General features: G+C 68.5%; 12 protein-coding genes. 8 read left to right on the top strand and 4 right to left on the bottom strand.

Features of this window, described 5'->3' with window-relative positions; translation table 11 throughout:
* Nucleotides 1-19: 19 nt before the first annotated feature.
* Nucleotides 20-334 (bottom strand): hypothetical protein, encoded by a 315-nt coding sequence (locus OV207_RS29320; RefSeq protein WP_267558378.1) that lies wholly within the window; start codon nucleotides 332-334, stop codon nucleotides 20-22.
* A gap of 188 nt (nucleotides 335-522) precedes the next feature.
* Between OV207_RS29320 and OV207_RS29315 the strand changes: the two genes are divergently transcribed.
* The 4 genes from OV207_RS29315 to OV207_RS29300 all read left to right on the top strand — a co-directional run bounded on the left by OV207_RS29315 (nucleotide 523) and on the right by OV207_RS29300 (nucleotide 5,203).
* On the top strand, nucleotides 523-1,443 hold the full coding sequence (locus OV207_RS29315; protein ID WP_267558377.1) for an ArsA family ATPase: 921 nt from the start codon (nucleotides 523-525) through the stop codon (nucleotides 1,441-1,443).
* Nucleotides 1,440-2,552, top strand: a complete 1,113-nt coding sequence (locus tag OV207_RS29310) for an ArsA family ATPase (protein ID WP_267558375.1) — start codon at nucleotides 1,440-1,442, stop codon at nucleotides 2,550-2,552. The genes OV207_RS29315 and OV207_RS29310 overlap by 4 nt, the downstream gene beginning before the upstream one ends.
* Before the next feature lie 221 nt (nucleotides 2,553-2,773).
* Nucleotides 2,774-3,940 (top strand): tetratricopeptide repeat protein, encoded by a 1,167-nt coding sequence (locus tag OV207_RS29305; RefSeq protein ID WP_420715274.1) that lies wholly within the window; start codon nucleotides 2,774-2,776, stop codon nucleotides 3,938-3,940.
* Nucleotides 3,941-4,009: 69 nt separating this feature from the next.
* Complete coding sequence (locus OV207_RS29300; RefSeq protein WP_267558373.1) at nucleotides 4,010-5,203, top strand: M48 family metalloprotease; 1,194 nt, start codon at nucleotides 4,010-4,012, stop codon at nucleotides 5,201-5,203.
* A gap of 208 nt (nucleotides 5,204-5,411) precedes the next feature.
* Here the strand turns inward: OV207_RS29300 and OV207_RS29295 are convergent, their stop codons facing one another.
* The gene (locus OV207_RS29295) at nucleotides 5,412-5,930 is read right to left on the bottom strand and encodes a tetratricopeptide repeat protein (RefSeq protein WP_267558371.1); all 519 of its coding nucleotides are present in this window, start codon (nucleotides 5,928-5,930) and stop codon (nucleotides 5,412-5,414) included.
* Nucleotides 5,931-5,938: 8 nt separating this feature from the next.
* On the bottom strand, nucleotides 5,939-7,480 hold the full coding sequence (locus OV207_RS29290; protein ID WP_267558370.1) for a hypothetical protein: 1,542 nt from the start codon (nucleotides 7,478-7,480) through the stop codon (nucleotides 5,939-5,941).
* 213 nt (nucleotides 7,481-7,693) lie between these two features.
* Between OV207_RS29290 and ruvX the strand changes: the two genes are divergently transcribed.
* Nucleotides 7,694-8,152 carry a Holliday junction resolvase RuvX gene (gene ruvX, locus OV207_RS29285; protein ID WP_267558368.1) on the top strand — a complete coding sequence of 153 codons (459 nt, stop codon included), beginning with the start codon at nucleotides 7,694-7,696 and terminating at the stop codon, nucleotides 8,150-8,152.
* A 48-nt stretch (nucleotides 8,153-8,200) separates the two neighbouring features.
* Here ruvX and OV207_RS29280 read toward each other — a convergent pair whose 3' ends face one another.
* Entirely contained in the window at nucleotides 8,201-9,787 is a 1,587-nt protein-coding gene (locus tag OV207_RS29280) for an ArnT family glycosyltransferase (protein ID WP_267558366.1), read from the bottom strand.
* Between the two features lie 572 nt (nucleotides 9,788-10,359).
* Here OV207_RS29280 and OV207_RS29275 point away from each other — a divergent pair.
* The 3 genes from OV207_RS29275 to OV207_RS29265 form a co-directional block, all read left to right on the top strand.
* The gene (locus tag OV207_RS29275) at nucleotides 10,360-12,423 is read left to right on the top strand and encodes a PrkA family serine protein kinase (protein WP_193349237.1); all 2,064 of its coding nucleotides are present in this window, start codon (nucleotides 10,360-10,362) and stop codon (nucleotides 12,421-12,423) included.
* A 31-nt stretch (nucleotides 12,424-12,454) separates the two neighbouring features.
* Nucleotides 12,455-13,564: a DUF444 family protein gene (locus OV207_RS29270; RefSeq protein ID WP_193349236.1), complete on the top strand. Its 1,110-nt coding sequence runs from the start codon at nucleotides 12,455-12,457 to the stop codon at nucleotides 13,562-13,564.
* A 50-nt stretch (nucleotides 13,565-13,614) separates the two neighbouring features.
* Nucleotides 13,615-14,300: SpoVR family protein (locus OV207_RS29265; RefSeq protein ID WP_267558362.1), on the top strand; the 686-nt coding region annotated here is incomplete at its 3' end.

Here is a 14,300-nt window from a genome sequence, read left to right as displayed (position 1 = left end):
GGCCCCGGGAAGACGCGCGCTACTTCTTCTTCGGCTTCGACGACGCGTGCTCCACGAGCGTGTCCACCTTGCCCTCGACGGAGGCCAGCAGCCGCTCCAGGTCGCCCACCTTGGAGCGCAGCTGCTCCAGGTCCGCCGTGGACGGCAGGTTCATGGCCGACAGCGCCGTGCGCAGCGCGGAGTCCAGCGTCCCCTTGGCCGCGAGCGAGCGCGACACCAGCGACTGCACCGCCGCCACGAACTTCTCGTTGGAGAGCAGCTGCTGCGCGAGCTTGCCCACGCGCTCCTCGCCCGTCTCCACGAGCATCTTCATCATCGGGTTGTTCTTGAGCATGGCTTGGAACCGTTCGGATCCGGCCCCGCCAGGAAGGAGCCCCCGGGGGGCGGGCGGGACGTCGGGAAGAAGACGCCGCACTCTGGGAGGGGCCAACGCGACGTGTCAAGCAGGGCAACAATGGGTGTTTCCCGCGCTGGACTCTCGTTGACTCTCCAGGGGGCCATCCCTACGGTTCGCGCGCCCTTATGCCCGGACTGCTCGACAAACGTCTCTGGATCGTCTCCGGCAAGGGGGGCGTGGGAAAGACCACCGTCGCCGCCGCGCTGGCCCTGGCCTCCGTGCGCGCCGGGCGCCGCACCCTGGTGTGCGAGGTGAACACGCAGGAGCGCGTCAGCCGCTTCCTGGAGCTGCCCGAAGCGGGCCCGGAGGTGAAGAAGCTGGAGGAGAACCTCTGGGCGGTGAACGTGCGCCCCCAGGAGTCCATGCGCGAGTACGGCCTGATGGTCCTGCGCTTCGAGACCCTCTACAAGACGGTCTTCGAGAACCGGCTGGTGCGCTACTTCCTGCGCTTCATCCCGTCGCTCCAGGAGCTCGTCCTCCTGGGGAAGATCCTCTTCCACCTCCAGGAGAAGCTGCCGGACGGCCGCTGGAAGTACGAAACCCTCGTGCTGGACGCGCCCGCCACCGGCCACGCCATCTCCTTCCTGAGCGTGCCGCAGGTGCTGCTGCAGACGGTGCCCCCGGGCCCCATGACGCGCGAAGCGCTGAAGATGCGCGACCTGCTGGTGGACCCCGGCGTCACGGCCGCGGTGCTGGTGTCGCTGCCGGAGGAGATGCCGGTGAACGAGGCCCTGGAGCTGCACAGCGCGCTGCGCGACCGGGTGCACATCCGCACGCACGCGGCGGTGCTCAACCAGGCCTTCCCCCAGCGCTTCACGGAGGCGGACCTGGAGGCGCTCGCGGGCTGTCCGGAGCTGCGCACGGTGGCCCAGGCGCACCATGACCGGGCCTCGCAGGCGGTGCTCGCCGGGACGAAGCTGGAGCGCAACCTTCACGCGCCGGTGTACACGGTGCCGCGGCTGTTCGTGCCGCGCTTCGGACGGGATGCGGTGGAGACGGTGATGGGGCACCTGCAGGGGCTGGTGAAGGGAGGCACGGGAGCATGACGGCGCTGCAAACGGCGCTCGCGAACAAGCGCGTGCTCATCTGCGTGGGTTCGGGTGGCGTGGGCAAGACGACGGTGGCGGCGACGCTCGCCCTGCGCGCGGCGGTGGATGGCCGCCCCAGCATCGTGTGCACCATCGACCCGGCGAAGCGGCTGGCCAACTCGCTGGGCCTGTCCGGCCTGGGCAACACGGAAGCCGAAGTGCCGGCCTCCGTGCTGGAGCCGCTGGGCGTGCGCCCCAAGGCGGCGCTGCACGCGATGATGCTGGACATGAAGGCCACCTGGGACGACCTCATCACCCGCGTGGCCCCGCCTGAACAGCGCGAGCGCATCTTCGCCAACCGCTTCTACCAGTCCCTCTCCACGGCCCTGGCGGGCAGCCAGGAATACATCGCCATGGAGAAGGTGTGGGACCTGCGCCGCAGCACCGACTACGAGCTGGTCGTGCTGGACACGCCGCCCACCGCGCACGCGCTGGACTTCCTGGACGCGCCCAACCGGGTGCTGGACTTCCTGGACAACGAAGCGGCCAAGTGGCTCCTCACGCCCGCGCTGAGGGCGGGCAAGGTGGGCCTGTCCCTCTTCAACCTGGGCGGCAGCTACGTGACGCGCGCGCTGTCGCGCTTCACCGGCACGGAGATGCTCCAGGAGCTGTCCTCCTTCATGGTGACGCTCTCCTCCATGAACGAGGGCTTCCGCGAGCGCGCGCGCGGCGTGCGCGAGCTGCTGGAGGACAAGACCACGGGCTTCGTGCTGGTGACGAGCCCCAACCCGGAGCGGCTGGACGAAGCCATCCACTTCCACGGCCTGCTCAAGCAGAACCGCATGGAGATGACGGCCATCGTGGTGAACCGCGTGCACCCGGTGCCCACCCCGGAGCTGTGGAAGGACGCGGCCTCGCTGACGCCCACCCGGCGCGCGAAGGTGGAGGAGACGCTGCGCGAGCTCCAGGTGCTGGCGCAGCAGGACCTGGAGGGCATGGCGCAGCTGCGCGCGGCCTGTCCGGGCACGCCCCTCATCCAGGTGCCCCGCTTCGGGCTGGACGTGCACGACCTCACCGCGCTGTGGAACACCGGACGCTATCTGCTGGGCGACGACGTCCTCGCCTGAGCGCCCTCCCCCACCGCGCGTGACGCCGCCCCCGCCGGAGATTTCCAGCGGGCATGCCGGGCAGGCGGGCGACGTGACAGCGCGGCGACGCACCCCGCATTAGACTGGCCCCACCCCGGAGGCGTTCGGTGGAAGCTCCGTGGGGAACCCACCGGGTCCCCGGGATGTCGATGTCCGGGGCCCACCGCGGGACCCGGCGGACTCCGGAAGGAAGCAGGCGCATGGACGGCATGAAGCGGATGGATGGAACCGGCGGCGCCCGGCGGTGGCTGTGGTTGGGGGTGCTCGGCCTGGGGCTGGGCCTCACGGGCTGCCGCACGACGGGCTCCGCGGCGAAGCCGGACCCGGCCCAGGCGAAGCAGGTGGTGGAGTTCGACCCCGTGACGGTGACGGCGGACCTGGAGCTGGACCGCCTCAACGACGAGGAGCTCTTCGCGGGCGGCACCTCCGCGTTCGCCGCCAACGACTTCAAGCAGGCGGCGCGCTACTTCGGCCGGCTCGTGGACTTCCACCCGGGCAGCCCGCACCGCCGGCAGGCGCTCTACAACGCGGGGCTCGCGCACCAGCGCCTCAAGGAATGGGACGACGCCTACGGGCGCTTCTCCGAACTGGCGGAGCCGGCGAAGGGCCAGGGCGACGCGCTGGAGGCCTCCTTCCGCGTGGCGGAGACGCTCTACCACCTGGAGCGCTACGACGAGGCCACCCGGATGCTGGCCACGCTGGTCGCCCGCGACGACCTGCCCGCGGGCCGCCGCATCGAGGCCCAGGTTCAGCAGGGCATCTGCCAGGTGGAGTCCGGCAAGACGGACGACGCGGAGGCCACGCTGCGCAAGGCGCTGACCGCCTATGACGCCCTGCCGGACAAGGCGGAGGTGGAGGACTACTTCCCCGCGCAGGCGCACTTCTTCGTCGGGGAGATCTACCGGCTGCACTACGAGGCCGTGAAGCTGGAGGCCAGCCGGGGCAGCGACGGGCTGGCCACGGACCTCAACTACAAGGCGGAGCTGCTGCTGTCCGCGCAGGGCCACTACCTGCGCTCCATCCGCGTGGGCAACGGCTACTGGGCCACCGCCGCGGGCGCGCAGATTGGCGCCCTCTACGAGAACCTCTACGAGCACATGGTGAACTCGCCCACGCCCCCGGAGCTCAACGCCGAGGAGGCGGGCGTCTACCGCCAGGAGCTGCGCAAGAAGATCCGCGTGCTGCTCACCAAGTCCATCAACATCTACGAGCGCACCCTGGAGGCCGCCGAGCGCATCGGTTCGCAGAGCGCCTTCGTGGACCGCACGCGGCAGAGCCTGGAGAAGGTGAAGAAGCTGCTGCTCGCGGACGCGGACGCCGAAAGCGCTCCGGTCCCCGAGGACGCCGCCGCCTCGCCGCACTCCTGAGCCCCGGGCCTGGAGGGCGGCCGCTGGGCATGAAGCCACCCCTGGGCGTAGCCTCGCGGCCCAACGCCCATGGAACCGCTCTTCACCTCCGAACAGCTCGCTGAAATCCACGCGTACCACCAGCCGCACTACGTCCGCGCGGCGGTGGATCCGCTGGTGCAGCTGGGGTTGGCGGTGCTGCTGATGGCCGTGCTGGTGCGGCCCGTGTACCGGGGGGCCTGCGCGACGGCGGCGGCGCTGGAGCGCCGGTTCGGCTTGCTTCGCACGGCCCCGGTGAGCCGCGCGTTCTTCAGCGCGATGGACCGGCTGTGGGGCGAGCCCGGCTGGGGCGCCGCCATCCTGTTCGCCCTGTTCATCGACCTGGCGACGCAGCTGCTCTACGCCCCCGCGAACGTCTGGTTCTACTACGTGCTGGAGCACCGGTACGGCATGTCCAACTTCACGCCCGTGACGTTCGCCTGGGTGTGGTTCAAGGGCACGCTCGTGGCCGCGCTCGCGCTGACCGCGCTCGTCGTCGGCATGTATGGCCTGGCCCGCCGCGTGCGCCGCTGGTGGCTGGTGCTGGGCGTGCCGGTGGCGCTGCTGATGCTGGTGGCGGCGGCGGTGGACCCCTACCGCGCCCGCCTCTACTACGACCAGACGCCCCTGCCCGAAGGCCCGCTGCGCGAGCGCATCACCGCGCTGATGCGCAAGGCGGACATCTCCTTCTCCGACGTCGTGGTGGAGAAGACATCCGTGACCTCCAAGCGCGTGCAGGCCTACTTCGCCGGCCAGGGCCCCACGCGCACCATCGTCCTCAACGACGTCATCGTGAAGGAGCTCTCCGAGGACGAGGTGCTCGCCGCCGTGGCGCACGAGGCGGGGCACGTCCACGAGGCCCGCTGGCCCGGCCGCATCGCCTCGTCGCTCGCGCTGGTGGCCCTGCTCTTCTTCATCGACCAGTTGCTGCGCCTCGCCGCCCGCCGGGGCTGGTGGGGTGTCCAACGCGTTGGCGACATCCGCACCCTGCCCCTGGTGTCGTTCCTCGTCTTCCTGCTGATGAACCTCGGGGCCCCCGTCGCGGGGGCCCTCTCCCGCGAGCGCGAACGCGAGGCGGACCGCTACGGCCTGCGCCTCACCGGCGACCGCGATGCCTTCCGCCGCATGCTGGTGAAGGCCGCCCGGGTGAACAAGATGGACCCCGAGCCGCCCCGCTGGCTCGTCCTCAAGGGCATGAGCCACCCCCCCATCGGCGAACGGCTCGCCACGCTCGACACGCCCTGACCTGCTGTCCAGCATCAAGAAGCTGCTGGTGGATGGGCCCCCACTCCACGGATTCCCCCTCGCCAACCAGGCCCATCCTCCAGCAGCCGCCCCCGGACCGCTCCCCAACTGTCCGGCGGCAAATCCGTCTTGAAAAGTCCCGTCCCCAACCCCGCCTCGGGCGAGCCGCGTCGCTTCTGGACAGCGGCTCGCGCGAGCAGTCCCCCCCTTACGTCTGCGCGTCCTTCAGCTTCTCCACCGCCACCAGGGTGATGGCCTTCACCAGGGCCCGCGCGCGGCGGCCCGCGGACGTCTCCCCGTGCGGATCCACCTCCACCGCGTTGGCGATGTCCGTGAAGCCCTGCCGCTCCCCGCGGCGCAGGTGCAGCTCGCCCCGGCCCGTCAGCGCCACGGGGTTGCGCGGATCCCTCGTCAGCGCGTGCGTGTACTCGGTGAGCGCGTCCTCCACCCTTCCGAGCTTCTGGTACACCGTGCCCAGCGCCGCGTGCGCCGCCGAGTCCTTCGGGTTCCCCTCCACGAGCCCCTCGAACAGGATGCGCGCCTCCTCCAGCCGTCCCGCGGCCGCCAGGTCGCAGCCCACCTGCGCGATGGCCTTCGCTTCCTCGAAGGTCATCCCCTCCACCTCCGCCCAGGTCGACTCTCCCCGCGCGAACGCCTTCAGCCTGCGCAACGTCCCGGTCTCCATCCTCAGCCCCTCGCCGCCTTCGTGTTTGATGATGCGTCCCATGGCGGCTCTCACGCGCTGCGCAGGTTGGAGATGGCCGTCTTCGCCATCTCGTTGAACTTCGACGACATGTTGCTCATCAGGTCGAACATGGCCTTGCGCTTCTCCATCAGCGTCTGGAGGCGCAGCTCCAGCTCCTGCATGCTGGTGTCCAGCTTCGCGCCGCGGGCCTTGTCCTGGTCGCTGGTGCCCAGCGTCGCGCGCTCCTCCCGCGCGCTGGCCATCTCGCTCATCACGTCCAGCAGCTCCGCGTCGGTGTCCTCGGTGATGCCCATGAGCAGCGCCTGCACCTTCTGCTCGATGCTCATGTTCGGGTTGTCCACGATGTCCCGCGCCCGCGAGCCCCCCGTGCTCCGGCCCGTCTGGGCCCCCCCCGGCACCTCCGGCAGCTTCGACACCGCGGCCAGCTCCACGGCCAGGTCCTGCCGGCTGGCGACGCCATCCCGGCTCCCGCTCCCCGCCGCCATCTCCAGGCGGTTGAAGTACTCCGGGTTGTCCTTGAAGAACTGCGCGGCGCGCTTGAGCGTCGGGGACGCCGCCGGACTTCCGAGCAGCGCCTCCATGTTCGCCATCGACAGCTTGCCGTCCTTCGACCCCACCGCCGTGTCGAAGGTGTCCCAGTTCTGATCCAGCACCCGGAGCGCGTCGCGGTAGCCCGCGAGGTTCGGATCCAACGCGCCCCCGCCGCTCCCGCTCCCCGGCCGCCCCGGGCCTTCCGCGCCGTGGCCCGGAGAGCCCGACGAACCGCCCGTTCCCGGCCGCCCCGCGCCACCGGTGCCCGTGCCCGGCCGCCCCGCGCCGCTGCCCGGCCTGGAGCCCCCTCCCGTGGCGGGCGGCGCGCAGTCCGAAGGCACCGGCTCACAGTCCGACGGCGCGGGCGCTGGACGTCCCGGCCGCTCCGGACGCCCGTACTTCGCGAAGTCCGCCGCCAGCCGCCTCGACTCCTGCTGGAGGCTCATCAGGTCGATGCGGTCGTCGTTGGCGTTGGGCACCGGCAGCAGGAGCACCTTGTTCTTCGACGTGTCCACCTGCTCGAAGAAGCCCCGGTTCTCCACCAGGAACTTCGCCGCGTCCCGCAGCGAGGGCGACACGTTCGTGTCCTGCGCGATGCGCTGGAGGTCCCCGTGCGACAGCGTGCCGTCCTTGCGGCCGTCCATCAGGTCCAGGTAGCCGAAGTTCGCCTCCAGCGTGCGCAGCGAGTCCGCGTAGTCCAGCAGCTTCGGATCCAACGGGCTCCTGGCGCCCAACCCCCCCGACCCGGCCTGCGCCTGGGAAGCACCCCCGTTCGCGGAGGGCGCATAGCCCGCGCCCGCCTTCGCCGCGTCCTGGGGCGCGCAGTACTCCGTCTTCGCCGGGGGGTTCTTCTTCAGTTCGTCCGCGACGCCCAGGGCGCCACTGGCCGCCATCATCACGTTGCCGGTCATCACCCCGGCGGCCGTCTTGATGGAGTTGGTGAGGACCGGGGGGAGACCCAGGGCATTGCCGGCCAGGTCGACCACGGCGGTCATGGGGCCGCCCAGCAGGTTCGCCACGCCTTTGAGGATGTCGAGCATCGAAACTCCCGCGCGACGGGTTGAAGTGGATGCTGCCTGGAGGCCGCGCGCCGTCTCTTCGGACGGGACCTGCTCATTGCAGCGGCGATGCCGGCCGCGGCACGGGGCGATGCGAGCCTTATCCAGGGGTTGGACGGGAGGTGGGCGCGCGTGCGTCCCCAGGCGCGGACGGGTCGGTCCACGGCGGAGGATTGCGGCTAGAGTCCGCAGCCCATGCGCACCTTCGGGCTCGACTACGGCACCAAGACCATCGGGGTGGCCGTCTCCGACGGGCTGGGACTCACCGCCCAGACCGTCACCACCGTGCGGCGCTCGTCAATCAAGGCGGACCTCGCGGAGCTGTCCCGGCTCGTGAAGGAGTACGAGGTCACCCGCATCGTGCTGGGCCTGCCGCTCAACATGAACGGCTCGGAGGGTCCGCGCGCGGAGGCCTCACGCAAGTTCGCGGACGTGCTGGGCCAGTCGCTCGGCCTGCCCGTGGAGCTGTGGGACGAGCGGCTGTCCACCGTGGCCGCGCAGCGCACCCTGCTGGAGGCGGACGTCAGCCGCGCGAAGCGGCGCGAGGTCATCGATCAGCTCGCCGCGCAGTTCATCCTCCAGGGCTGGCTGGACGCGCACCGCGCCCCCGTTGAAGAGGGCTATGACCCCGAGGACTACGACCCGGAGGCTTGAGGGCCGCCCGGGACGCCCCCTGGAGCCGCCGGGGGCCGGGCCGCCACGCTACGGCTGGCGGCGGTAGACGTGCAGGGGGGCGGAGAAGCCGTCCTGCTCCACGTACGCCACGCCGTCGAGCGTCAGCGTCCGCCCTTCCAGCTTCACGCCCGGGTCCTTCAGCAGGTTTCCCTGGTCGAAGCGCACCAGCACGTCCGGCTTCGCCTCCTGGAGGCGCTGGCGGAAGGTGTCCCAGCGCACGCGCGCCATGCGCATCTCCGGCAGGTTGGAGAAGAAGGCCACCTGCAGGTCCATGTAGCGCGGGTCGTCGTCGATGGCCGCCGCGCCGCCCCTGGCCGCCACCTCCTCCTTGAGGAAGCGCGCCACCTGCATCACCGCCACCGGGTTGGTGGACGTGGGGCTCACCGGGCGCAGCGAGTCGTGCAGCCCGCCCTCCGTGCGGAACGTGTAGATGCCCAGCGCCACCGGCATCACCACCGCCAGCACCGCGCTCACGCCCACCACCGCGCGGCGCGCGAAGACGCCCCGGCCCGCCACCACCGCCGCGAAGCCCGGCGCGAGGAACACGGGCAGCAGCACCAGCTGCGTCACCGTGAAGCGCGCCAGGGGCACGAAGCTCAGCAGCACCGCCGCGCGCAGGGTGAAGTACAGCGCCGGCAGCACCGCCGCCGCCACCAGCCAGCGCGTCTCCGGGTGCTGCTTCCACGCCTTCACCATGCCCACCGCGCCCAGCAGCGCCACGCCGGGCGTCAGCGTGAACAGCGCCACCGCCGGCCAGAACCCCAGCTGCTGCAGCCGCCACCCCACGGAGCCCCCGGCCCCACCGGAGTCCACCACCCACTGCCGGTGGAAGTCCTCCACTGCCTTTAGAGGGAAGAACGGGTCGCCGTGCGCCATCTCGTTGCCCTGCATCCACAGGAGCGGGAACGGCAGGCACACCAGCCCGAAGCCCACCGCGCGCGTGAGCGACGCCACCCGGTCCTCGCTGCTGAACACCAGCGCCGCGGTGAGCAGCGGGATGTACATCCACGCGTCGTAGCGCAGCGCGCACGCGAAGTTGAGCAGCACCGCGCCCCAGAACAGCGGCTGGAAGCGGTTCTCCTCCACCCCCTCCGCCAGCAGCGCGAACACGCCCAGCATGAAGAACAGCGACACCGCCTCGCTGCCCGCGGTGGTGGACATCTGCAGGTGCATGCCCCACGCGCTGAAGGCCAGCCCCGCCGCCACGCCCGCGCGCCAGCCGAACAACCGCCGCGTCAGCGCGAACAGCGGCACCACCGACAGCACGCCGAACACCAGGCTCACCAGCCGGCCCGCCACGTCCCGGTCGAACACCGACAGCAGCGGGCCCACCAGGTACAGGTGCAGGGGGCCGAACTGGTACGTCCCGTCCTTGTAGGAGGTGATGACGTGCGGAGCTGACCACCACCGCTCCGCCAGCTCCGTGCGCACCACCGCGTCGCCGTAGAGGTTCTCGTTGATGAAGAACACGCCCAACCGGGGCAGCAGCGCCGCCATGAGCAAGAGGCCCACCAACCAGCGCATCGACGGCTCGGGCCGTGGCGCGGGCACCGCGGACAGGCCAGGCGCGGCGGGGGTGGACACAAGGGAGGCGGGACTCGATGCGGGGACCATGGCGCGCGCGAGGATACGCAGGCAGCGCTCAAAGCCAAGCCGGCGACCCGCCCACCTGCCTGATGCCCGCCCGCCTGCCGCACCTCCCCCGCGCCACCACTTCCCCGGGCAGCGCGGGATTCGCGCCGTTACGCACCCTTCTGGGCGGGACGGAATGCGGAACAGGCCATCACGCCGACATGTGGAGCGGACGGAGACGCCGCCCCACAGTGGGGGTTCCCCCGGACGGGGTGTCCTCCAGCAGCGGTCCAATCGTCGGGAAGTGCGCGGTTGGACGCGGTGGGACCCGACACATCGCACCGGGGGGGCTCCTCCCAGCGCGGGCCACGGTCCTTATAATCAAAGTGCCTTTTCACCCCGTGAAGGAGAGCGCTTTCTCTCCGACACGAGCTGACGCGCGGTCCCACTCCGCGGCGGGGTCCCGAAGGGGCGAGAGCTTCGCGATTGTCGTCGCCTGGGACCTCATCGGGGTGGGTGTGGAATGGCCTTCCAGCCCTCCAGGTTCACCATGTTGGCTTCTCCGAAGAGGACGCGACCGTTCGCGCCCCTCCGGGTGGCCTCGAGGGAGAGACATGAAGGACGCTGAGAAGGGCTCGTGGGTCTCCAGAATCGCCGCGTTCCAGGACGTGAAGACCTACGCGGAACTCAATTGGGACGGCTCTTTCGAGGACTACCTCGAAATCGTCCGCAAGAACCCCAAGGTCACCCGCACCGCCTTCCAGAGGATCTACGACATGATCCTCAGTCACGGGAAGTCGGAGTACATCGACAACAAGAAGAAGCTGACGCGCTACCACTTCTTCAGTGACGAGCGCTTCGGCGGCCGTGACGCCATCTTCGGCCTGGACGTCCCGCTGATGAAGCTGGTGAACGTCTTCAAGTCCGCGGCGCAGGGCTACGGCACGGAGAAGCGCGTCATCCTCCTGCACGGGCCCGTGGGGTCGTCCAAGTCCACCATCGCCCGCCTGCTCAAGAAGGGCATGGAGGAATACTCCAAGGTCCCGGAGGGCGCCGCCTACACCTTCTCCTGGCTCACCGACAAGAAGCAGCCGGACGGCACGGTGACGAAGGAGAAGATGAAGTGCCCCATGAACGAGGAGCCGCTCAACCTCATCCCCAAGGAGTGGCGTCCGAAGATCTTCGCGGAGCTGTCCCCGCCGGAGTCCGGCTACACCATCCCGGACGGCTGCGAGCTGTGCCCCGCCTGCCGCTTCGTCTTCAAGGAGCTCATGACCCAGTACGGCGGCGACTTCGCCCAGGTCATGAACCACGTGCACGTCAACCGGCTCATCTTCAGCGAGAAGGACCGCGTCGGCATTGGCACGTTCCAGCCCAAGGATGAGAAGAACCAGGACTCCACCGAACTCACCGGCGACATCAACTACCGGAAGATCGCCGAGTACGGCTCGGACTCCGACCCGCGCGCCTTCAACTTCGACGGCGAGTTCAACATCGCCAACCGCGGCGTCATTGAATTCGTCGAAGTGCTCAAGCTGGACGTCGCGTTCCTCTACGACCTGCTCGGCGCGTCGCAGGAGCACAAGATCAAGCCGAAGAAGTTCCCGCAGACGGACATCGACGAAGTCATCATCGGGCATACCAACGAGCCTGAATACAAGAAGCTGGAGAGCAACGAGTTCATGGAGGCGCTGCGTGACCGTACGGTGAAGATTGACATCCCGTACATCACCAAGCTCACGGAGGAGGTGAAGATCTACGAGAAGGACTTCAACTCCCGCGCCATCAAGGGCAAGCACATCGCGCCGCACACGCTGGAGATGGCCGCCATGTGGGCCGTCCTCACGCGCCTGGAGGAGCCCAAGAAGCACAACCTGTCGCTCCTGCAGAAGCTCAAGCTCTACAACGGGAAGACGCTGCCCAACTTCACCGAGGACAACATCAAGGAGCTGCGCAAGGAGAGCGTGCGCGAGGGCCTGGAGGGCATCAGCGCCCGCTACATCCAGGATAAAATCTCCAACGCCCTGGTGAGCGACAAGGGCGAGGGCTGCATCAACCCCTTCATGGTGCTCAACGAGCTGGAAGCCGGCTTGAAGACGCACTCCCTCATCAACAACGAGGACGCGCGCAAGCGGATGAAGGAGCTGCTCACCACGGTGAAGCAGGAGTACGAGGACATCGTCAAGAACGAGGTCCAGCGCGCCATCAGCGCCGACGAGGACGCCATCGGCAAGCTGTGCGGCAACTACATCGACAACATCAAGGCCTTCACCCAGAAGGAGAAGGTCCGCAACAAGTACACCGGCATCTACGAAGTCCCTGACGAGCGCCTCATGCGTTCGATTGAAGAGAAGATCGACATCCCGGAGAGCCGCAAGGACGACTTCCGCGGGGAGATCATGAACTACATCGGCGCGCTCGCCGTGGAGGGCAAGACCTTCAACTACCGGACCAACGAACGGCTGCACAAGGCGCTGGAGCTGAAGCTGTTCGAAGACCAGAAGGACAGCATCAAGCTCAAGAACCTCGTGTCCTCCGTCGTGGACAAGGAGACCCAGGAGAAGATCGATCTGGTGAAGGACCGGATGATGAAGAACTACGGGTACTGCGAGATCTGCTCCACGGACGTCCTCAACTTCGTGGCCAGCATCTTCGCCCGTGGTGACGCGAAGGAGTAACTGACGGACATCACACAGGGGACGTGCCGCCGTGACCTTGAAGATCCACCAGGACCATTCCCGCTTCAAACAGATCGTCCGCGGGAAGATCAAAGCCAACCTGCGCAAGTACGTGCAGAAGGGCGAGATGCTGGGCAAGAAGGGCAAGGATGCCATCAGCATCCCCATCCCCTTCATCGACATCCCGCGCTTCAAGTACGGCCACAAGGAGCAGGGCGGCGTCGGGCAGGGCGAGGGCGAGGTGGGTCAGCAGCTGGGCCCCGGGGCGGTGGAGCCCGGGGACGGACACCAGGCCGGCCAGGGCGAGGGAGACCACGCCCTAGAGGTGGACGTCACCCTGGAGGAGCTGGCGCAGATACTGGGCGAAGAGCTGCAACTGCCGCGCATCGAGCGGCGGCAGAGCGAGCGCATCGTCACGCAGAAGGTGAAGTACACGGGCGTCAACACCACCGGCCCGGAGTCGCTGCGTCACTTCAAGCGCACCTTCAAGCAGGCCCTGAAGCGGCAGATCGCCACCGGCACCTACGACCCGAAGATGCCGGTCATCATCCCCACGCGCGAGGACCGGCGCTACCGCAGCTACAAGCTCCAGGAGCTGCCAGACACCAACGCGGTCATCATCTACATGATGGACGTGTCCGGTTCGATGGGGGACGAGCAGAAGGAGATCGTCCGCATCGAGAGCTTCTGGCTCGATACGTGGCTCAAGCACCAGTACAAGGGGCTGGAGTCGCGCTACATCATCCATGACGCCGTCGCCCGCGAAGTGGACCGCGACACGTTCTTCCACACCCGCGAGTCCGGCGGGACGATGATCTCCAGCGCCTACAAGCTGTGCCGGGAGATCATCCAGGCGGACTACCCGAAGAGCGCGTGGAACATCTACCCGTTCCACTTCAGCGACGGTGACAACTGGAGCGCGGACGACACGCGCCAGTGCATTGAGATGCTGCGCAACGACATCCTCCCGCAGGTGAACCAGTTCGCCTACGGCCAGGTCGAGTCCCCCTACGGCAGCGGGCAGTTCATCAAGGACCTGCGCGAGGCGGTGGGTGACACGAACAACGTGTCGTTGAGCGAGATCGCGGACAAGGACGCCATCTACGCGTCCATCAAGGACTTCCTCGGCAAGGGCCGCTGAAGCGGTCGTCCATCCCCTATCGGAGCAACCTTCAGCGGAGCACCCGTCCGATGCCCAAGAGCCTGACACCCCGCCTCGCGTCGCTGCGGGACGAAATCCACGGCTATGCCAAGGAATTCGGCCTGGACTTCTTCGACACCGTCTTCGAGATGGTCAGCTACGACGAGATGAACATGGTCGCCGCCTACGGCGGCTTCCCCACCCGCTATCCCCACTGGCGCTGGGGCATGGAGTACGAGCAGCTGGCGAAGGGGTACGAGTACGGGCTCTCCAAAATCTACGAGCTCGTCATCAACAATGACCCCTGCTACGCCTACTTGATGGAGAGCAACCCGGAGGTGGACCAGAAGCTGGTCATGTCCCACGTCTACGGGCACTGCGACTTCTTCAAGAACAACTTCTCCTTCCGGCACACCAACCGCCGGATGATTGACGACATGGCCAACCACGCCACCCGCGTCCGCCGCTGGGTGGACAAGATTGGCGTGGAGAAGGTGGAGGACTTCATCGACCGGACGCTGTCGCTGGAGAACCTCATTGACCAGCACGCGCCCCACATCCGCCGCAACCCCGACCCGCAGCGCGCGGAGGAGGAGCTCAAGTCCAACGAGCGCGTGGAGGGCTTCAAGGTCAACCGCGAGTACATGCGCGGCTACATCAACCCTTCGGAGTTCCTGGACTCGCAGCGCAAGCACTCCGAAGATGAGAAGGCGCAGCGCAAGCGCTTCCCGGAGCG

This window comes from Corallococcus sp. BB11-1, from assembly GCF_026626625.1.
Taxonomy (GTDB): Bacteria; Myxococcota; Myxococcia; order Myxococcales; family Myxococcaceae; genus Corallococcus; species Corallococcus soli.
The sequence above is the reverse complement of the archived record's forward strand: the minus strand, read 5'-3'. Positions and strand labels throughout refer to the sequence as shown.